General features: G+C 60.5%; 20 protein-coding genes. 15 read left to right on the top strand and 5 right to left on the bottom strand.

The window, feature by feature from the left end; all coding sequences use genetic code 11:
- Positions 1–60 precede the first annotated feature (60 nt).
- Both araG and araH read left to right on the top strand, forming a co-directional pair.
- The gene (gene araG / locus PSH91_RS18760; protein ID WP_047228213.1) at positions 61–1605 is read left to right on the top strand and encodes an L-arabinose ABC transporter ATP-binding protein AraG; all 1545 of its coding nucleotides are present in this window, start codon (positions 61–63) and stop codon (positions 1603–1605) included.
- A gap of 9 nt (positions 1606–1614) precedes the next feature.
- Complete coding sequence (gene araH, locus PSH91_RS18755; protein WP_076383836.1) at positions 1615–2583, top strand: L-arabinose ABC transporter permease AraH; 969 nt, start codon at positions 1615–1617, stop codon at positions 2581–2583.
- A gap of 178 nt (positions 2584–2761) precedes the next feature.
- On the opposite strand, the gene PSH91_RS18750 is transcribed toward araH, so the two are convergent.
- Both PSH91_RS18750 and PSH91_RS18745 read right to left on the bottom strand, forming a co-directional pair.
- Entirely contained in the window at positions 2762–3142 is a 381-nt protein-coding gene (locus tag PSH91_RS18750) for a Rho termination factor N-terminal domain-containing protein (RefSeq protein WP_107322024.1), read from the bottom strand.
- A gap of 67 nt (positions 3143–3209) precedes the next feature.
- The gene (locus PSH91_RS18745) at positions 3210–3551 is read right to left on the bottom strand and encodes a hypothetical protein (RefSeq protein WP_047228216.1); all 342 of its coding nucleotides are present in this window, start codon (positions 3549–3551) and stop codon (positions 3210–3212) included.
- A 179-nt stretch (positions 3552–3730) separates the two neighbouring features.
- Here PSH91_RS18745 and PSH91_RS18740 point away from each other — a divergent pair, with 179 nt between their 5' ends.
- A complete protein-coding gene (locus PSH91_RS18740; RefSeq protein WP_047228217.1) occupies positions 3731–4213 on the top strand; it encodes a GNAT family N-acetyltransferase in 483 nt (160 codons plus the stop codon).
- A 5-nt stretch (positions 4214–4218) separates the two neighbouring features.
- Here PSH91_RS18740 and PSH91_RS18735 read toward each other — a convergent pair whose 3' ends face one another.
- Positions 4219–4851 (bottom strand): glutathione S-transferase family protein, encoded by a 633-nt coding sequence (locus tag PSH91_RS18735; protein WP_305466464.1) that lies wholly within the window; start codon positions 4849–4851, stop codon positions 4219–4221.
- 187 nt (positions 4852–5038) lie between these two features.
- Between PSH91_RS18735 and PSH91_RS18730 the strand changes: the two genes are divergently transcribed.
- From PSH91_RS18730 to PSH91_RS18710, 5 genes are all read left to right on the top strand, one after another.
- On the top strand, positions 5039–6022 hold the full coding sequence (locus PSH91_RS18730) for a 2-dehydro-3-deoxygalactonokinase (RefSeq protein ID WP_076383839.1): 984 nt from the start codon (positions 5039–5041) through the stop codon (positions 6020–6022).
- Positions 6023–6039: 17 nt separating this feature from the next.
- The gene (locus tag PSH91_RS18725) at positions 6040–6660 is read left to right on the top strand and encodes a 2-dehydro-3-deoxy-6-phosphogalactonate aldolase (RefSeq protein ID WP_047228220.1); all 621 of its coding nucleotides are present in this window, start codon (positions 6040–6042) and stop codon (positions 6658–6660) included.
- A gap of 49 nt (positions 6661–6709) precedes the next feature.
- Entirely contained in the window at positions 6710–7858 is a 1149-nt protein-coding gene (gene dgoD / locus PSH91_RS18720) for a galactonate dehydratase (protein ID WP_047228221.1), read from the top strand.
- Positions 7859–8046: 188 nt separating this feature from the next.
- Complete coding sequence (locus PSH91_RS18715; protein WP_047228222.1) at positions 8047–9357, top strand: MFS transporter; 1311 nt, start codon at positions 8047–8049, stop codon at positions 9355–9357.
- Positions 9358–9416: 59 nt separating this feature from the next.
- Positions 9417–10220, top strand: coding sequence for an IclR family transcriptional regulator (locus PSH91_RS18710; protein ID WP_013693986.1), 804 nt, complete (start codon positions 9417–9419; stop codon positions 10218–10220).
- A gap of 6 nt (positions 10221–10226) precedes the next feature.
- Here PSH91_RS18710 and PSH91_RS18705 read toward each other — a convergent pair whose 3' ends face one another.
- Positions 10227–11279, bottom strand: coding sequence for an NAD(P)-dependent alcohol dehydrogenase (locus PSH91_RS18705; protein WP_047228223.1), 1053 nt, complete (start codon positions 11277–11279; stop codon positions 10227–10229).
- A gap of 179 nt (positions 11280–11458) precedes the next feature.
- On the opposite strand from PSH91_RS18705, the gene PSH91_RS18700 reads away from it, so the two are divergent.
- Positions 11459–12349: an AraC family transcriptional regulator gene (locus tag PSH91_RS18700; RefSeq protein ID WP_107322025.1), complete on the top strand. Its 891-nt coding sequence runs from the start codon at positions 11459–11461 to the stop codon at positions 12347–12349.
- A gap of 183 nt (positions 12350–12532) precedes the next feature.
- Here the strand turns inward: PSH91_RS18700 and PSH91_RS18695 are convergent, their stop codons facing one another.
- Positions 12533–14197: an electron transfer flavoprotein-ubiquinone oxidoreductase gene (locus tag PSH91_RS18695; RefSeq protein WP_076383842.1), complete on the bottom strand. Its 1665-nt coding sequence runs from the start codon at positions 14195–14197 to the stop codon at positions 12533–12535.
- A gap of 546 nt (positions 14198–14743) precedes the next feature.
- Here PSH91_RS18695 and PSH91_RS18690 point away from each other — a divergent pair.
- The 6 genes from PSH91_RS18690 (at position 14744) to PSH91_RS18665 (ending at position 20155) form a co-directional block, all read left to right on the top strand.
- Positions 14744–15493 (top strand): electron transfer flavoprotein subunit beta/FixA family protein, encoded by a 750-nt coding sequence (locus tag PSH91_RS18690; protein ID WP_007908338.1) that lies wholly within the window; start codon positions 14744–14746, stop codon positions 15491–15493.
- Between the two features lies 1 nt (position 15494).
- Positions 15495–16424 (top strand): electron transfer flavoprotein subunit alpha/FixB family protein, encoded by a 930-nt coding sequence (locus PSH91_RS18685; RefSeq protein WP_107322026.1) that lies wholly within the window; start codon positions 15495–15497, stop codon positions 16422–16424.
- 90 nt (positions 16425–16514) lie between these two features.
- Positions 16515–17339, top strand: a complete 825-nt coding sequence (locus tag PSH91_RS18680; protein ID WP_076386580.1) for an ABC transporter substrate-binding protein — start codon at positions 16515–16517, stop codon at positions 17337–17339.
- A gap of 9 nt (positions 17340–17348) precedes the next feature.
- Entirely contained in the window at positions 17349–17708 is a 360-nt protein-coding gene (locus PSH91_RS18675) for a DUF4398 domain-containing protein (protein WP_047228227.1), read from the top strand.
- Positions 17705–18514, top strand: a complete 810-nt coding sequence (locus tag PSH91_RS18670) for an OmpA family protein (protein WP_047228228.1) — start codon at positions 17705–17707, stop codon at positions 18512–18514. The genes PSH91_RS18675 and PSH91_RS18670 overlap by 4 nt, the downstream gene beginning before the upstream one ends.
- A gap of 201 nt (positions 18515–18715) precedes the next feature.
- Positions 18716–20155 (top strand): PLP-dependent aminotransferase family protein, encoded by a 1440-nt coding sequence (locus PSH91_RS18665; protein WP_305466460.1) that lies wholly within the window; start codon positions 18716–18718, stop codon positions 20153–20155.
- The last annotated feature ends 84 nt before the right edge of the window (positions 20156–20239 follow it).

Below are 20239 nucleotides of genomic sequence, written 5' to 3'. Positions count from 1 at the left end.
AAAGCGGCCCTGGCCTGACGAGTGCCGGGGTCGCTTGATCTCTGTGAGTTCGAGGTGGTTATGCAAGCGCAAACAGCGACACAGCAACACAACATGGGCGGCAGCTTGCGGTTCAACGGGATTGGTAAATCCTTTCCCGGTGTGCAGGCGCTGGCCAATATCAGTTTCGTTGCTCATCCGGGACAGGTCCATGCTTTGATGGGCGAGAACGGCGCGGGCAAGTCCACGTTGCTGAAGATCCTCGGCGGTGCCTACATCCCCAGCAGCGGCGACCTGCAGATCGGCGAGCAGACGATGGCTTTCAAAGGCACCGCCGACAGCATTGCCAGCGGCGTGGCGGTGATCCACCAGGAGCTGCACCTGGTGCCGGAAATGACCGTTGCCGAAAATCTGTTCCTTGGGCATTTGCCGGCCCGTTTCGGTCTGGTCAATCGTGGGCAACTGCGCCAGCAGGCGTTGGCGTTGCTCAAAGGCCTGGCCGACGAAATCGACCCCCAGGAAAAAGTCGGTCGCCTGTCCCTCGGCCAGCGCCAACTGGTGGAAATCGCCAAGGCCTTGTCCCGTGGCGCCCATGTCATTGCCTTTGATGAACCTACCAGCAGCCTCTCGGCGCGGGAAATCGACCGCCTGATGGCGATCATCACCCGCCTGCGGGACGAGGGCAAAGTGGTGCTGTATGTCAGCCACCGCATGGAAGAGGTGTTCCGCATCTGTAACGCGGTCACGGTGTTCAAGGACGGCCGTTATGTGCATACCTTCGAGAACATGAGCGAGCTGACCCACGATCAGTTGGTCACCTGCATGGTCGGTCGCGACATTCAGGACATCTACGATTACCGTCCCCGCGAGCGCGGCGATGTGGCGTTGCAGGTCGAGGGGCTGCTCGGCCCGGGCCTGCGGGAGCCGGTGAGTTTCCAGGTGCATAAAGGTGAAATCCTCGGCTTGTTCGGGCTGGTGGGTGCCGGCCGTACCGAGTTGCTGCGGTTGCTCAGTGGGCTGGAACGCCAAACTGACGGGCGGCTGGTTCTGCATGACCAGCAGTTGAAACTGCGTTCACCCCGGGATGCCATTGCCGCGGGCGTATTGCTCTGCCCGGAGGATCGCAAGAAGGAAGGCATCATCCCGTTGGGCAGCGTGGGCGAGAACATCAACATCAGCGCTCGCGGCGCTCATTCCACCCTGGGGTGCCTGTTGCGGGGCGACTGGGAACGGGGTAACGCCGACAAGCAGATCAAGGCGCTGAAAGTGAAGACGCCATCGGCGGGTCAGAAAATCATGTACCTGTCTGGCGGCAATCAGCAGAAAGCGATTCTCGGTCGCTGGCTGTCGATGCCGATGAAAGTCCTGTTGCTGGACGAGCCCACGCGCGGTATCGACATCGGCGCCAAGGCCGAGATTTATCAGATCATCCACAACCTGGCGGCCGATGGCATTGCGGTGATTGTGGTGTCCAGCGATCTGATGGAAGTGATGGGCATATCCGACCGAATCCTGGTGCTCTGCGAAGGGGTTATGCGCGGCGAGCTGCCGCGTGACCAGGCCAACGAATCCAACCTGCTGCAACTGGCGCTGCCACGCCAACGCGTTGCCGACGCGGCGAACTGAGAGGTAAACATGACCATTCAAAACAATGCACTGCCAACGGCACGCAAACCCCTGGATCTGCGGCGCTTCCTGGACGACTGGGTCATGCTGCTGGCGGCTGTCGCAATCTTTGTGCTCTGCACCCTGATGATCGACAACTTCCTGTCACCCCTGAACATGCGAGGCCTGGGCCTGGCGATTTCCACCACGGGCATCGCGGCCTGCACCATGTTGTATTGCCTGGCTTCCGGGCACTTCGACTTGTCGGTGGGCTCGGTGATTGCCTGTGCCGGTGTGGTCGCGGCGGTGGTGATGCGTGACACCAACAGCGTGTTCCTCGGCGTCAGCGCCGCGTTGGTGATGGGGCTGATCGTCGGGCTGATCAATGGCATCGTCATTGCCAAGCTGCGGGTCAATGCGTTGATCACCACGCTGGCGACCATGCAGATCGTCCGGGGCCTGGCCTACATCTTTGCCAATGGCAAGGCGGTGGGCGTGTCCCAGGAATCGTTCTTCGTGTTCGGTAACGGCCAGATGTTCGGCGTGCCGGTGCCGATCCTGATCACCATTGTCTGCTTTCTGTTTTTCGGCTGGTTGTTGAACTACACCACCTACGGGCGCAACACCATGGCCATTGGTGGCAACCAGGAGGCGGCGTTGTTGGCAGGGGTGAACGTTGATCGGACCAAGATCATCATCTTCGCCGTGCATGGTGTGATCGGTGCCTTGGCGGGTGTGATCCTGGCCTCACGCATGACCTCGGGCCAACCGATGATCGGCCAGGGCTTTGAACTGACCGTGATCTCGGCTTGCGTGTTGGGCGGGGTGTCGTTGAGCGGCGGTATCGGCATGATTCGCCATGTCATCGCCGGGGTGCTGATTCTGGCGATTATTGAAAACGCGATGAACCTGAAGAACATCGACACCTTCTACCAGTACGTCATCCGTGGCTCGATCCTGTTGCTGGCGGTGGTGATCGACCGAATGAAACAACGCTGAAACCTGCCCCGACCGGGCTGGACCCAATCGCGAGCAGGCTCGCTCCCACAGGATTTGTGCCGGATTCCGAACCCGAGCACGGCGCAGATCCCCCTGTGGGAGGTTCCGAACTCCGGCACAGCGCAGAACCCTGTGGGAGCGAGCCCGCTCGCGATGGCGTCATTCCTGACGCCCGCGATCAACCGACCTTGCGCAGCGCTTCAACCAATTCCTGCTTACGCATTTTCGAACGTCCGGGAATGTTCTTCGCCCGGGCCTCTTTCATCAGGTTATCCACAGTCTGGGTCGCGCGGGAGGCCTTGCTGGTGCGCGGCTGACCTTCGCGGGTCTTGGCTGCGCGACGGGCCGATTCCTTGCGGTCGGTTTTCTTTTCTGCTGCCGGTTTTGTCTTCCCCGACCCACCGGAGCGTTCGCCACCGCCAGACTGCTTGTTGACCGTCGCCCAAGCACGAGCCTCGGCCTTGTCCTCGGATAACCCCTTTTTCTCATAACTTGCTTCAATGTGTTCGGCTTTGCGCTTTTGCTCGGCTGTGTATTTGTCTTTGCTTCCACGAGGCATGGGAATCTCTCCTCAAGTGTGTGAGCAGAGCCACCCGCCAGGAGCGCGTCGCTCGCTCCCTGGGGGGTTACTGGCTGGCGCCGCCCTCGGAACCCGACCCGCCGGTGGTGGTTTTCGAGCCCGTGCCGGTTTCGGCGTTATCGGGGGTATTGGAGTCCGGCGTATTCATGCCGCCCTGACGACCCGCATCATTGCCCTGCACCCGCGGATCGGTGCCGTTGGCGGGAGGCTGACCATTGTTCAGGCCGCCACCGGTGCCATCGGTGTTCAGCTTGGGCATGCCTTCGGTTGCGGGGGAATTGGGCGCCTGTACCGGATCGGTCGGACCGGTGCCGTCGGTGGTGGCTGCGAAAGCCGCCGAAGACAGCAGCGTGGCGAATGTGAATGCAGTCAGCCTTGATGAGATCATGGTGTCGCCTCCATTTTTTAGAATGCTTGCCTGATTTTGGGCTGTCCTGAATCCGGGTTGGTGCCTGACAGGCGACGAATGGTGCCGTAGGGACCGTCACTCAAAATTTGTCTTCGAGGTGTGACGAGCGCAGCGTGGCGGCTTAGTATGGCGCTTTCAATTGGCTACAAGGCCCGTTCATGTCGATCCAGATTCGTCCTGCGCAACCCAGCGATGCGCCTCAAATCCTTGCCTTCATCACTGAACTTGCCGATTACGAAAAGGCCCGCCACGAAGTCATCGCCAGCGTGACGGACATTCAGCGCAGCCTGTTCAGCGAGGGCTCCACTGCCCATGGACTGATCTGTCTGCGTGATGGCGTGCCCATCGGTTATGCGGTGTTTTTCTTCAGTTATTCCACGTGGCTGGGCAGCAACTGCCTGTACCTCGAGGACCTGTACATCACGCCTGACCAGCGCGGCGGCGGGGCAGGGAAGACGCTGCTGCGTCACCTGGCGAAAATTGCCTGCGACAACGACTGCGGTCGCTTCGAGTGGAGCGTGCTGGACTGGAACACGCCGGCGATCGAGTTCTACAAGTCCCTCGGCGCGCAACCCCAGGAAGAGTGGGTGCGCTACCGGATGGACGGCAAGGTGCTACGGGATTTCGCTAACGGCAATTGAGCACTTCATGAGTGGGCGTCGGATGCCCACTCGGCAAACCCCGGTCGTGGTTCGAGTCGTTTGCAATATGCGGCCACGGCCGGGTAGTCCGGGCGTTCCATGGGCGTCTGGCGCCAGCGATGCACCGACAGACCGATGAGCACATCCGTGAGGGAAAAATCCGCACCGGCCACGTAGGCGCCAGTGCGGCTCAACTGATCCTCCAGCAACCCCATCTTTTCGTTCCAGCCTTTGACCCCGGCGGCGATGCGTTGTGGGTCCTGAAACTCCGGGTTCTTGCGCACCAATGCATGAAACGCATAGCCCCATGACGGGTTGAGTTCGGTCGCTTGCCAGTCCATCCACTGTTCGATTCGGGCGCGCGCGGCCGGTTCGACGGGCAGTAGATCGTTGCCTCCATGCTTGCCCACAAGGTAGCGACAAATGGTGTTGGACTCCCACAGCACACCGTTTTCATCAATGATCACCGGCACTTGGGCGTTGGGGTTGAGCGCCAGAAACTCGGGGTCATGGGTCGAGGCAAAGCCGATGCCCCAGTCTTCGCGCTCGTAGGCGATCTCCAGCTCCTGACAGGTCCACAACACTTTTCTGACGTTGATCGAAGAAGTGCGGCCGAGGATTTTCAACTGTTGTCCCATCCCTTTTTCCCTGAGTTGTTTGGCGTCCGATCAGAAACGTAGCAGGGTCTTGGGCGAATGGCGATTGGCTTTGTCGTCGATGTATTTAATCCCAATATATGGGAGTGATATTTATATATTGAGATTTTGTTGCGCCCAGGTTTATAGTCCGTGCACTCACTGCCAAAAAACAAAACAGGTGAAACGGATGCAGGCGCAATTGATTGCGCTCGATTGGGGGACCACCTCATTACGGGCTTACAAACTCGCCGCCGGGGGCGAGGTGCTCGAACAGCGTTCGCTGTCGTCGGGGATCATGCAGTTGCCCTCCGGGCCGCGAACGGTGGCCGGTCAGGTGTGCATCGACGGTTTTGAACTGGCCTTCGACGAGGCGTGCGGCGATTGGCTCGACGCCCAGCCAGGCCTGCCCGTGATCGCCTGCGGCATGGTCGGCAGCGCCCAGGGCTGGCGCGAAGCGCCTTACTGCGACACACCCGCCAACGTCGCCAATCTCGGACATTCCCTACAAATCATTCGTAGTCTTCGCGGTGTCGATGTGCACATCGTGCCGGGGGTGATCCAGCGTTCGCGGTTACCCAATGTCATGCGCGGCGAAGAAACCCAAGTGCTTGGCGCCTTGCACAGCCTGCCGGATGAAGCGGTACTGATCGGCTTGCCCGGCAGCCATTCGAAATGGGTGGAAGTGGCCAACGGTTGCATCGTGCATTTCGATACGTTCATGACCGGCGAGATCTTCGCCGTGCTCAGTGACCACAGCATTCTGGGCCGCACCCAGCAACGTGGCACGGCGTTCGATAGCCTGGCTTTTGATCGCGGCGTGCAGGTGGCGTTGTCGGTGGACGGCCAGATCGGCCCGTTGTCCACCGTGTTCAGTGCCCGCAGTCTGGGCTTGACTGGCGAACTCAGTGGCAGCGCCCAGGCGGATTACCTTTCCGGCCTCCTGATCGGTCATGAGCTGACGGCCCTGGCTACCGTGCAACGCCGACGGCGCGACACCATTCATCTGCCGACGGTGGTGTTGATCGGCAATTCTCAACTCTGCGTCCGTTATCAACGGGCCCTCGATGCCTGCGGTTTTGCCCGGGTGTCCCTGGCCGAACAGGCCACCGAACGTGGTTTGTGGCAACTGGCCGTGGCGGCCGGGCTGCTCGATTCCACCGCATCGCGTTAAACGACTGGAGGTCTGACATGCTCACACAAGCACTGGCGCACAACGGGCTGATCGCAATTTTGCGCGGTCTGCGTCCGGAGGAGGCCGCCGCTATCGGCGAAGTCCTTTATGGCGCCGGATTTCGCGTCATCGAAGTACCGCTCAATTCTCCCGAGCCGTACGAAAGTATCCGCATCCTGCGCAGTACCTTACCCGCCGATTGCCTGATCGGGGCCGGCACGGTGCTCACGCCGGAACAGGTCGAGCAAGTGAAAGCCGCCGGCGGTCAAGTCATCGTTATGCCCCATAGCGATCCTAAGGTGTTGCGGGCGGCGAAAGCCGCGGGCTTGTACCTCTCGCCCGGCGTCGCCACGCCCACCGAAGCCTTTGCTGCACTGGCCGAAGGTGCCCATGTGTTGAAGATGTTTCCTGCCGAGCAAATGGGGCCGGCGGTGGTCAAGGCGTGGCTCGCGGTATTGCCGGCCGGAACCGTGCTGGTGCCGGTGGGCGGGATTACCCCGGACAACATGGCGGTGTTCGTCGAGGCCGGCGTCAAGGGGTTCGGCCTGGGTTCCGGGTTGTTCAAGCCGGGCCTGACGGCTGACGAAGTGGCGGTGCGCGCCAAGGCCTACGTGGCCGCGTGGAATGCCTTGAACTGACGACTTTTCCAGCGCCCCGCGCGCTGCATCTGATAAGAGAGACAACAAGATGAAAATCACCAAACTGACCACGTTTATCGTTCCGCCGCGCTGGTGCTTCCTCAAGGTCGAAACCGACGAAGGCGTCACTGGTTGGGGCGAACCCGTGGTTGAAGGCCGCGCCCACACGGTGGCGGCCGCCGTTGAGGAATTGTCCGACTACCTGATCGGCAAAGACCCACGCAACATCGAAGACATCTGGACCGTGCTGTATCGCGGCGGCTTCTACCGCGGCGGGGCGATTCATATGAGCGCCCTGGCCGGTATCGACCAGGCGTTGTGGGACATCAAGGGCAAGGCCCTGGGCGTGTCAGTCAGCGATTTGCTTGGCGGGCAGGTACGCGACAAGATCCGCGTGTATTCGTGGATCGGCGGCGACCGCCCGGCGGACACCGCCCGAGCGGCGAAAGAAGCCGTGGCGCGGGGTTTCACGGCGGTGAAGATGAACGGCACCGAAGAACTGCAGTTTCTCGACACCTTTGAAAAGGTCGACCTGGCCCTGGCCAATGTCGCGGCGGTACGGGATGCAGTCGGGCCGAACGTCGGCATTGGCGTGGACTTCCACGGTCGGGTGCACAAGCCGATGGCCAAGGTGCTGATGAAGGAGCTCGATCCGTACAAGCTGATGTTCATCGAAGAACCGGTGCTCAGTGAGAACTACGAAGCCCTGAAGGAATTGGCGCCGCTGACCAGCACCCCGATTGCCCTGGGCGAGCGGTTGTTCTCGCGCTGGGATTTCAAACGGGTGCTCAGCGAAGGTTACGTGGACATCATCCAGCCGGATGCGTCCCACGCCGGTGGCATCACCGAAACCCGCAAGATCGCCAACATGGCCGAGGCCTACGACGTGGCGCTGGCACTGCACTGCCCGCTGGGCCCGATCGCCCTGGCGGCGTGCCTGCAACTGGATGCGGTCTGCTACAACGCGTTCATCCAGGAGCAGAGCCTGGGCATCCATTACAACGAGAGCAACGACCTGCTGGATTACATCAAGGATCCGCGGGTGTTCGACTATGACAAGGGTTTCGTGAAAATCCCTAACGGTCCAGGCCTGGGCATCGAGATCAATGAGGAGTACGTCATCGAACGCGCCGCCATCGGCCACCGCTGGCGCAACCCGATCTGGCGGCATGCCGATGGCAGTTTTGCTGAGTGGTGAGTGGGTTCTGATTTCACCCGATCCCCTTGTGGGAGCGAGCCTGCTCGCGATGGCGATTTGTCCGCTGCACATGAGTCAACTGACACACCGTCATCGCGAGCAGGCTCGCTCCCACATTTGATCTCCCCTGCTGGGAGATCCGCTCAACGTCCCCGATTCCTCAATAAACATAAAAAGAGGCACCTCACATGCAAGCGCACACCCTGAGCGCGCAAGCGTCGTTGGTGACGCCCAGCCGCAAGCGTTTTTTCATCATGGTCCTGCTGTTCATCACCGTGGTGATCAACTACCTGGACCGCAGCAACCTTTCGATCGCCGCCCCCGCGCTGACCAGTGAGCTGGGCATCGATCCGATCCACGTCGGGCTGATTTTCTCGGCGTTCGGCTGGACCTACGCCGCCATGCAGATCCCCGGCGGCTGGCTGGTGGATCGGGTGCCCCCGCGTATTCTGTATAGCGTTGCACTATTGCTGTGGTCGGTGGCCACGGTGATGCTCGGTTTTGCCGCCAGCTTCATCGCGTTGTTCGTCCTGCGCATGGCGGTTGGCGCCCTGGAGGCACCGGCCTACCCGATCAATAGCCGCGTGGTGACCACCTGGTTTCCTGAGCGCGAACGGGCCACGGCCATTGGTTTCTACACCTCGGGGCAGTTCGTCGGGCTGGCCTTCCTGACGCCGGTATTGGCGTGGCTGCAACACGCCTTCGGTTGGCACATGGTATTTGTCGCCACGGGCGCGGTGGGCATCATCTGGGCGGTGATCTGGTACGCGGTGTATCGCGAACCGCGGGATTTCAAAGGGGTCAACGCCGCCGAGATCGAACTGATCCGCGAAGGCGGCGGGTTGGTGGATATCCAGGCCGATACAGCCAAGGCCAAGGCCAAGTTCAGTTGGGCGGACCTGGGTATCGTCCTGACCCAGCGCAAGCTGTGGGGCATTTACCTGGGCCAGTTCTGCCTGAATTCCACACTGTGGTTTTTTCTGACCTGGTTCCCGACCTACCTGGTGAAATATCGCGGCATGGACTTCATCAAGTCCGGCCTGTTGGCGTCATTGCCGTTCCTCGCCGCGTTTGTCGGTGTGTTGTGTTCCGGGTTCTTCTCCGACTGGTTGATCCGTCGCGGTTCCACGGTGGGGTTCGCCCGCAAACTGCCGATCATCGGCGGGCTGCTGATCTCTACGGCGATCATCGGCGCCAACTTCGTTGAGTCGACACCGCTGGTGATCGCTTTCCTGGCCCTGGCGTTTTTCGGCAATGGCCTGGCGTCGATCACCTGGTCGCTGGTCTCGACCCTGGCGCCCGCGCGGTTGCTTGGCTTGACGGGCGGGGTGTTCAATTTCATCGGTAACCTGGCGGCCATCGCCACGCCCATCGTCATCGGTTTCCTCGCCAGCGGCGATTCGTTTGCCCCAGCCATCACCTATATCGCCGTGCTGGCGTTGATTGGCGCGCTGTCCTACATCCTGCTGGTAGGGAAGGTCGAGCGCATCGAGTTGTAGTCCGACGGGGCGGGCGACCATAATGCCGCCCGTTCCCCGCTCACTGTTGAAGGCCGGATATGCAGCAAGACGATCCAAAAATCACCAAGGACGCGGCGCCCACAGGCACCCAGACACTGCTGCGTGGTCTGGGTGTGGTCCAGGCGGTCGCCAGCGGCGCCCGTGACCTGAAGGAAATCGCCCGGTTGATCGGCACCACTCGCAGCACCACCCATCGTTTGGCCAGTTGCCTGGTGGATGAGCGCTACCTGCGGGTGGTGCCGCAAGTGGGTTATCTGTTGGGGCCGAAGCTGATCGAGCTGGGTTTTCAGGCCCGGGAAGAGTTGCCGCTGGTGAGCCTGGCGGGGCCGTACCTGGACGAGTTGTCGGCGCTCACCGGTGACACTGTTCACCTGGCGATTCGCGAGGGCGACGAGGTGTTGTACCTGCTGAAAAATCCAGGGCGCAATGGCCCGGAAATGCGTTCGCGCGTGGGCCATCGCATGCCGCTGGCGCGTACCGGGATCGGTAAGGCGCTGATGCTCGATGATTCTCAGGAACAATGGAAAAGGCTGTATGAAATCAGCTTGCCGGCGGGAGGGAAGAATCAGTTCTGGCCCCAGCATCAGGAGCAATCCTGGGAGCAGTTCCAGCAGCGGATGGTGGAGTATGTAGCGGGTGGTTATGCCTTCGATCTGGAAGACAACGAGCCGTCGATTCGTTGCGTGGCGGCGCCGATCCGCGACGCCGGCAAGCGCATCGTCGCCGGTATCAGCATCGCCAGCACCGTACCGTATATGCCGCTGGAAAAAATGGCCGAGCTGATTCCCCTGGTCAAAGGGGTCACAGCCCGGCTGTCGGCGGAACTAGGCGCGAAGGTCTGACGAACGTCAGGCTTTGAGCGTCGCCATGTCGATGACGAAGCGGTACTTCACGTCGCCTGCGATCATGCGGCTGTAGGCCTCGTTGATCTGGCGGATGTCGAGCATTTCAATGTCGCAGCTGATGTTGTGTTCGGCGCAGAAATCCAGCACTTCCTGGGTTTCGGCAACACCGCCGATCAGCGAGCCGGCCAGGACCCGACGGCCCATGATCAGTTTGGCCGCGTGTACCGGCGGATCGATCGGCTCGACCAGACCCACCAGGATATGCACGCCGTCGAAACGCAAGGTGTCGAGGTAGGGATTGAGGTCGTGCTGCACCGGAATGGTGTCCAGCAGGAAGTTGAAATGTCCGGCGGCAGCAGCCATCTGTTCTGCGTCGGTAGACACGATCACGTGGTCGGCGCCCTGGCGTCGGGCTTCCTCAGCCTTGCTCGCCGAGCGGGTGAACAGCGTCACTTCCGCGCCCATGGCCTTGGCGAACTTGATGCCCATGTGGCCGAGGCCGCCCATGCCCAGCACGCCGACCTTGTCACCGGCTTTCACGCCATAGTGCTTGAGGGGCGAGTAGGTGGTGATGCCAGCGCAGAGAATCGGTGCGGCGCCGGCCGGGTCGAGGGTTTCCGGGATGCGCAGCACAAAGTGTTCGCTGACCACGATGCTGTTGGAGTACCCGCCCATGGTGTGGCCGCCGCTGATACGGTCCGGGCTGGCGTAGGTCTGCGTCATGCCTTGGTAGCAGTATTGTTCCAGGTCAGCGCGACAGGCTTCGCACTCGCGGCAGGAGTCGACCATGCAGCCAACGCCCACCAGGTCGCCAATCTTATAGCGGGTGACATTCGCACCAACGGCGGTGACTTTTCCGACGATCTCATGGCCGGGCATCAACGGATAAACGGCAATGCCCCATTCATTGCGGGCCTGGTGGATGTCGGAATGGCATACGCCACAGTAGAGAATGTCGATCGCCACATCGTCGGCTCGCGGGCTGCGGCGTTCGAACTTCATTGGGGCGAGGGGAGTGGTGGCCGATTGGGCGGCATATCCGATAGCAGTGTACATAATGGACCTCGCTAAGCAGTGAACGGTGAGGTGGACCATTGTGGGAGTCATGTCGCTTCGCGGCGATGGCGATTCCTACGCGTGTCGTGCCTATTCCTCCGACATTGACTATGGTTTGATCCTACGAAGCATTAGACCTGCGATGATGCTTTCATCCCTTTTTTCGTGAAGTTTTTCCCATGTTGTTGACCCGTCATCTTGATGCCAATGCCCCTTTGGTCTCGCTGATTGAACCCCTGGCGACCCGCGACGGATTCTTGCCCACGCAGTTGCCGGGCGTACAGGTGCTCAGGGCCAGCCAGGACGTTGCCCGTGGTCCACAGCTCTACGAGCCGAGTCTGGTGATCATTGTCCAGGGCAGCAAACTGGCGTTCCTGGGGCCACGCACGCTGGAGTACGGTGCGGGGCATTATTTGATCCAGGCGCTGCCGGTGCCGTTCGAATGCGAAACCTACGCCATGCCCAATGCTCCGTTGCTGGGGGTTTCCGTGGCAATCGATCGGGCGATACTGGGGGAGCTGGTGCTGGCCATGGGACTGGTGCCGGGGCGCAGCCTTGCGCCGCAGACCCCGGAGTCGATGACGTGTGCGGTGCTCGATGACGCCATGCGTGGATGTGTCGAGCGCTTGTTGCACTGCCTGCACGATCCGTTGGAATGCCAGGTCATGGGGCAGGCGCGGCTGCGGGAGCTGCTGTTTGTCGCCTTGCGCGGGCCCCAGGCCGACGTGCTGCGCGCGCTGGTGGAGCAGCAAGGACAGTTTGCCCGGATTGCCGCTGCCCTGAGCCATCTGCACGCGCATTTCACCGAGCCGTTGAACGTCGAGACGCTGGCCAGCTGCGCGAACATGAGTGCTTCGACCTTCCATGAACATTTCAAACGCAGCACGCTGTTGTCGCCGGTGCAGTACCTCAAACGACTGCGTCTGCTCAAGGCTCAGCGGTTGCTGCTGATCGAGGGCATGGGCGTGGCCCAGGTTGCGCACCAGGTGGGGTATCAGAGTTCGTCGCAGTTCAGCCGGGAGTACAAGCGTTACTTCGAGCGCAGTCCCGGGGAAGAGCGCGTCGCTTGATCACTCAGGATTCCTTGTGGGAGCGAGCCTGCTCGCGATAGCGCCTTGTCATTCAAGATGAATGTCGACTGACGCGCCGCTATCGCGAGCAGGCTCGCTCCCACATGGGTTCGGTATGGTTGACAGAATCGCAGGCAACAAAAAGGCCCCCATGTCGGGAGCCTTGATGTTCAGCGAATCGGCTTACATATTCGGGTAAGTCGGCCCGCCGGCGCCTTCCGGCGAAACCCAGGTGATGTTCTGTGCAGGGTCCTTGATGTCGCAGGTCTTGCAGTGAACGCAGTTCTGGGCGTTGATCTGGAAGCGCTTCTCGCCGTCTTCCTGGGTCACCACTTCGTACACCCCGGCCGGGCAATAGCGTTGGGCCGGTTCGTCATACAGCGGCAGGTTCTTGCTGATCGGGATGCTCGGATCGGTCAGCTTCAGGTGGCAGGGCTGTTCTTCTTCATGGTTGGTACCGGAGATGAACACCGAGCTGAGTTTGTCGAAGCTGATCTTGCCGTCCGGTTTCGGGTAGTCGATCTTCTTGCAGTCAGCCGCCAGTTTCAGGCAGGCGTAGTCCGGTTTGGTGTCATGCAGGGTGAACGGCATCTTGCCGGCGAAGATGTTCTGGTCGAGCCAGTTGAAGCCGCCGCCGATGATAGCGCCGTACTTGTGAATCGCTGGGCCGAAGTTACGACTGGCGAACAGCTCTTCGTACAGCCAGCTGTTCTTGAAACTGTCGACGTAGGCGGTCAGTTCATCGCCGCCTTCGGATTCGGCGAACAGGCGATCGGCCACCGCTTCGGCGGCGAGCATGCCGGACTTCATGGCGGTGTGGCTGCCTTTGATCTTGGCGAAGTTCAGGGTGCCGAGGTCGCAACCGATCAGCGCGCCGCCCTTGAAGACCATTTTCGGCAGCGAATTCAGGCCGCCCTTGCAGATGGCACGCGCACCGTAGCTGACGCGCTTGCCGCCTTCCAGGTACTGCTTGAGCACCGGGTGATGCTTGAGGCGCTGGAACTCGTCGAACGGCGACAGGAAAGTGTTGCTGTAGGACAGATCGACGATCAGGCCGACGACCACCTGGTTGTTTTCCAGGTGATAAAGGAAAGAGCCCCCGGTATTTTCGGTGCCCATGATGTCCAGCGGCCAGCCGGCGGTGTGCACCACCAGGCCCGGTTGATGCTTGGCCGGGTCGATTTCCCAGATTTCCTTCAGGCCGATGCCGTAGTGCTGGGCGTCGGCGTCGCTGTCCAGGTTGAAGCGCTTGATCAGTTGCTTGCCGATATGACCACGGCAGCCTTCGGCGAACAGCGTGTATTTGCCACGCAGTTCCATACCAGGGGTGTAGAGGCCTTCTTTCGGCTTGCCTTCACGGTCGACACCGAGGTCGCCGGTAATGATCCCGCGTACGACGCCGTTCTCGTCGAACAGCGCTTCCTGGGCGGCGAAGCCCGGGTAGATTTCCACGCCCAGGTTCTCGGCCTGCTGGGCCAGCCAGCGGCACAGGTTGCCCAGGGAAATAATATAGTTGCCTTCGTTGTGCATGGTCTTGGGCACAAAGAAGTCAGGGATTTTGCTCGCGGTCTCGGCGTTTCTCAGGACAAAAATGTCATCGCGCACGACGGGCGTGTTCAACGGTGCGCCGAGTTCTTTCCAGTCCGGGAACAATTCGTTCAGGGCGCGGGGTTCGAATACCGCACCGGAGAGAATGTGCGCACCGACTTCGGAGCCTTTTTCGACCACGCAGACGCTGATTTCCTTACCGGCTTCGGCGGCCTTCTGTTTCAGTCGGCAAGCGGCAGACAGGCCAGCGGGGCCGGCACCGACGATGACCACGTCGAATTCCATGTATTCGCGTTCCACAGGCTATCTCCTACTCAAGGCTCAACAGTTTTTTCTAATTGGAGGTTTGGCGTTGCATCCACGATCTGCTTCGCGAAATCGACGAAAGCGGCAATGAATGACCCGCGGTTCTCTCTTAAGCGGCGCATTATATCTACACCACTCTCAGGGTCCAATACAAACGTTTGTTTGAAATAGCCGCAGGCCAGATAAATCACTGACGTACGGCTTATGACTGACCATTTTGCCGTATTGACCGGAATGGGCGTTCCGGTCAAGATACGGGCGGTTTTGCGCTCGCCGTAGGCTGACTGTTGGTTCCAAGAGCACCTCTAAAGACAGGGCGAAGGCAGCACAAAGTGACGTATTGCGTGGTTCGGACGCGCAGTTTACACGCCACGATAATGAATGACTCGTCGGTCATCACTGACGAACGGTCTTCACTCCCGTGAGCAAGGTCATGTGTGGTTCATGCCGGCGTTTTTAGAGGTGCCCTTGCGCCCATGAGCATCAACCGCCAGGTTCGCCTAGGCGACTTTCTTTTCACCGGAGAGTAACGAGGAATCCATGAAGGTTCTTGTAGCTGTCAAACGAGTGGTCGACTATAACGTCAAGGTTCGCGTCAAGGCGGACAACTCCGGCGTCGACCTCGCCAACGTCAAGATGTCGATGAACCCTTTCTGCGAAATCGCCGTAGAAGAAGCCGTACGCCTGAAAGAAAAAGGCGTGGCGACTGAGATCGTCGTCGTCTCCATCGGCCCGACCACTGCCCAGGAGCAACTGCGTACCGCGCTGGCGCTGGGTGCTGATCGCGCCATCCTCGTCGAATCCGCCGAAGACCTGACTTCCCTGGCCGTGGCCAAGCTGCTCAAGGCCGTTGTCGACAAGGAACAGCCACAGCTGGTGATCCTCGGCAAGCAGGCCATCGACAGCGACAACAACCAGACTGGCCAGATGCTCGCGGCATTGAGCGGCTACGGTCAGGGCACGTTCGCGTCCAAAGTTGAAGTGTCCGGCGACAGCGTTGCCGTGACTCGCGAAATCGACGGCGGCGCGCAGACTGTTTCCCTGAAACTGCCGGCCATCGTCACCACCGACCTGCGTTTGAACGAGCCGCGTTATGCGTCCCTGCCAAACATCATGAAAGCCAAGAAGAAGCCGCTTGAAGTGCTGACTCCGGACGCTTTGGGCGTTTCCACCGCCTCCACCAACAAGACCCTCAAAGTCGAAGCGCCGGCTGCACGCAGCGCGGGCATCAAGGTCAAGTCGGTGGCTGAACTGGTCGAGAAACTGAAAAACGAAGCGAAGGTAATCTGACATGACTATCTTGGTAATCGCCGAACACGATAACAAGGCGTTGGCTCCGGCCACGCTGAACACCGTTGCTGCCGCTGCGAAAATCGGTGGTGATGTCCACGTTCTGGTGGCCGGTCAAGGCGTTGGCGCCGTGGCTGAAGCCGCTGCGAAAATCGCGGGTGTGGCAAAAGTGTTGTCGGCCGACAACGCTGCCTATGCGCACCAGTTGCCGGAAAACGTTGCACCGCTGGTGGCCGAGCTGGGCAAGGGCTACAGCCACATCCTGGCTGCCGCCACGTCCAACGGCAAAAACATCCTGCCGCGCGTTGCCGCTGCGCTGGACGTCGACCAGATCTCCGAGATCATCTCGGTGGAAAGTGCCGACACCTTCAAGCGCCCGATCTATGCCGGTAACGCCATTGCTACCGTGCAGTCCAATGCTGCGGTCAAGGTCATCACCGTACGTGCTACCGGTTTCGACCCGGTTGCCGCCGAAGGTGGCTCCGCTGCTGTTGAAGCGGTGGCTGCTGCTCACGACGCCGGTATCTCCAGCTTCGTCAACGAAGAACTGGCCAAGTCCGATCGTCCGGAACTGACCGCTGCCAAGATCGTCGTTTCCGGCGGTCGCGGCATGCAGAACGGCGACAACTTCAAACACCTGTACGCCCTGGCCGACAAGCTGGGTGCTGCCGTCGGTGCTTCCCGCGCCGCGGTCGACGCAGGTTTTGTACCTAACGACATGCAGGTCGGCCAGACCGGCAAGATCGTTGCGCCACAGCTGTACATCGCCGTCGGTATCTCCGGCGCGATCCAGCATCTGGCCGGCATGAAAGACTCCAAGGTGATCGTCGCGATCAACAAGGACGAAGAAGCGCCGATCTTCCAGGTGGCTGACTATGGCCTGGTAGCGGACTTGTTCGAAGCCATCCCTGAGCTGGAGAAGCTGGTCTAATCCGGCGTCTTCACTTATAAAGAGCCCGGCCCTTTGGCCGGGTTTTTTATTATCTGCACGTTGTTGTCACTGCAAGGGGAGCATATCGCCATGGATCTTCGCCGTTTGGCTGGCGTGTCGTTGCTGTGGGCGCTGGCCGTCGTGCCAGGTCTGTCTGTCGCCGCCGGCAAGTGTGAACGTCTGATCGCCACCGGTAGCCCGGATGCGCCGCCCTACCTGTGGCAAGACCCCCAGGATCCCAAACACCTGATCGGTGCCAGCGCCGACCTGCTGGCGCAAGTGGCGACGGAGCTGGGGATCAAGATCGAATTGCTCTATGCCGGCAAGCGTGCTCAGGCCCTGGACGAAGTGCGCAGCGGACGCATGGACCTGCTCGTCGACGCCGCGCTGACCATCAGCGAGCTTGAAACCCTGGACTATGTTCATCCGCCCTTGCTGAATAACGATTACCTGGTGTGGACCCGCAAGGATTCGACATTGGTGATCGCTCAGCCCGAGGACCTTCATGGTCATCCCGGGGCATTGTCGCAAAAGGCGCGAATGACCCAGGCATTTGGCGTATTTGCCGAGCAGCAATTGTCCCTGACCCGTACCCCCAACCTGACTGAAGCCTTTCAGAAACTGCTGCTGGGGGAGGTGGAGTATGTCCTGGCAGGGCGTTACTCGGGCCTGGCGATGGCCCAGACATTGGGCATGGCCAATGACCTGCAGGCCGCGCCGCAACCAGTGGATACCCCGGGGCTGTTCCTCGCGGTTTCCCATAACTCCGCCTGCAATGACCCATGGTTGCGCGGACAGCTGGCGCAAAAGATGACAGAATTGGCCGCGTCCGGCCTGACGGAGGCTGTGTTGCAGCGCAATATCGAGCGTTGGAAAACACAGTTGCAGCCACCTGTTGGTGCCCCAAAACAGTAGGGAACATTAGTGACTATTCGACCTCTTTTCGCTGCCCTGGCCGTACTGGCTCTGGCGGGTTGCGCAGCCGATCCGGCGCCGAATGAACAGATTCGCCTGACTGAACAGGCGCTGGAGCAAGCCCGCGCCGTGGGCGCCACATCCGAAGAAGTGCCCGAGTTGAAACTCGCCGAAGAAAAGTTCGCCCGCGCCCAGTCCAACATGGCCGACGAGTCGTTCAAGAAGGCCCGCATGCGCGCTGAGCAAGCCGAACTGGATGCACGCCTGGCCGAAGCGAAGGTGCTGACCCTCAAGGGCGAGGAACACCTGAACGTGCTTAACACCCGCATCGAGCGCTTGCGCAAACAGTTGAGAGATGATGCCCAATGAAGCAGTCCCAAGTATTTGGCGGCCTGATTCTCGCGGGCCTGGCCAGCTTGTACGGTTGCGCGGGTCAGCGCAGCGAAGTGGCGCTGGAAAAGGCAGGTGCCGACTTCCAGAAGGTCAAGGAAGACTCCAACGTATTGCGAGCCGCGCCCAAGGATGTCATCCGCGCCGGTGAATCCCTGGCCCGGGCCGATCGCTTGTCCAGCTACTGGGGCAGCAGCGAAGATGTGCTGCATTACGCCTACCTGAGCCAGCGTTACAGTGAGATTGCCCGTGAGCACAGCAATCAGGTGCTCAATGAAGAGCGCGCGGCGAAGCTCGAACTGGAGCGCCAGCGCCTGCAATTGGCCCTGCGCGAGTCCAAGTTGCTGAGTGTCCAGCAACAGGGCAAGTGGCTTGAAGAGCAGATCATGGCGATGGCGACCACCCAGACCGATCGCGGCCTGGTGATGACGCTCGGTGACGTGCTGTTCGACACCGGCCAGGCGCAGTTGAAGAACTCGGCAAACCGGGTGGTGCTCAAGATCGTGCAATTCTTGCAGCTCAACCCCAAGCGTGTGGTGCGCATCGAAGGTTACACCGACAGCACCGGCGGCAAGCAGGAAAACCTCAAGCTGTCCCATAGCCGGGCCCAGGCGGTGGCGGACGTGCTGGTGGACCTGGGGATCGACGAAAAGCGCATTCAGGTCGAAGGCTACGGTGATGAGTTCCCGGTCGACGTCAACGCTTCCGAGCGTGGTCGGGCACAGAACCGTCGGGTTGAAATTGTGTTCTCCGACGAGAAAGGCCAGCTCGGCGCCGCCCGCTAAGGGCTGCGTTGCTGGAAAACCCGGCCCCTTCAGAGGCGCCGGGTTTTTTTGGGCCTGCGAATCAGTGATTCATGAGTACAGTTGGGGGCTGTCACTGCCCTCTAGGGTCGGGTAATCTGGCAACTGTCCCAGTACACTTCTAAACTGTTCCGGTACTATCTCTCACAAAAATAAAATGCCCGTGAAATCGAGTGCTGCGTCATGACCAACCTCTTGCTCTATCAACGTATTGCCCAACAACTGGCTGAAGACATCCGGCGCGGTGTGTATCAGCCCGGCGAACGTGTGCCTTCGGTGCGCAAGATGAGCTCGCAGCTCAACGTCAGCCATGCGACGGTGCTGCAGGCCTACGCCAACCTTGAAGATCAGGGGCTGATCCGTGCGCGGCCGCAGTCCGGTTACTACGTGCATCAAACCCCGGCCCTGACGGCGCCGACGCCGGACATCGCGCGGGTCGAGCGTCCGGGGCTGGTTACGCGCAGCAGCATCATCCAGCAAGTGTTGGTTGAGTCGCGCCGCGAAGGGGTATTTCCCCTGGGCGCGGCGGTGCCGAGCGTCGACTACCTGCCTGTACGAGCGCTGCACCAGCAACTGGCCAAGGTCACGCGCTTCCACAGCCCGCGGGCGTTCAGCTACATGTTCAGCCCGGGCTTCGAACCCTTGCGCCGCCAAGTGGCGATTCGCATGCGCGATGCCGGGGTCGTGGTGGATCCCTCCGAGGTGGTGATCACTCACGGTTGCGTGGATGCGCTGCAAATGTCCTTGCGGGTGCTGACCCGGCCAGGAGACCTGATCGCCGCCGAGTCGCCGACCTACTACGGCTTGCTGCAACTGGCGGATCTGCTGGGCCTCAAGGTCATCGAGATCCCCAGCGACCCGGTCACCGGCATGAGCCTGGAAGCCCTGCAACTGGCGGCCAATCAGTGGTCGATCAAGGCGCTGGTGCTGACCACGCGCTTGAGCAATCCCCTCGGTGGGACGATGCCCGAGGAGCGGCAAAAGCAACTGTTGCGCCTGGCCTCGGATTTCGACATCCAGATCGTTGAAGACGATATTTATGGCGAGTTGATGTTCGAGCAAGGACGCACCAAGGCGCTCAAGGCCTATGACCGGTTGGACCGAGTCATTTACTGTTCGAGTTTTTCCAAGACGTTGTCACCGGGCGTGCGCATTGGTTGGATGATTGCCGGTAAATTCCAGCAGGAAATCCAACGGCTCCAGACCTTCAGCACGCACTCGGCATGCAGCGTCACGCAGATGGGCATCGCGGCGTACCTGGAAAATGGCGGCTATGATCGGCACTTGCGTTATATCCGCCAGGAGTACCGCAAAAACCTCAGTGCCTTTCAGTTGGCAGTGCAGCAATACTTTCCCGAAGGTACGCAAATGAGCCGGCCTAATGGAGGCTTCATTCTGTGGGTCAGTCTGCCGGGGCGGGTCAACACCCAGGAGTTGCATGTACGGGCGTTGCAGCAAGGTATCAGCATTGCACCAGGGCTGATTTTCAGTAACACCGAACAGTTCAACCATTGCATCCGCCTCAATTGCGGTACGCCTGGGAACCGCGAAGCTGAACGGGCCTTGATGACGCTCGGCTTGCTGGCCACCCAACTGTGCCAGGAGACCACCAGCGGTTTTTGATAGAAACTGGCGGCTCCTGCCTGATGTGCTTGTCAGCGGCTGAGTAACAGGCGAGCATGGGGATCTCTGCCGTAAGTGCCGTAG

The organism is Pseudomonas sp. FP1154, from assembly GCF_030687245.1.
GTDB classification, from domain to species: Bacteria; Pseudomonadota; Gammaproteobacteria; order Pseudomonadales; family Pseudomonadaceae; genus Aquipseudomonas; species Aquipseudomonas rhizophila.
This window is presented reverse-complemented; position numbering and strand designations above follow the sequence as displayed.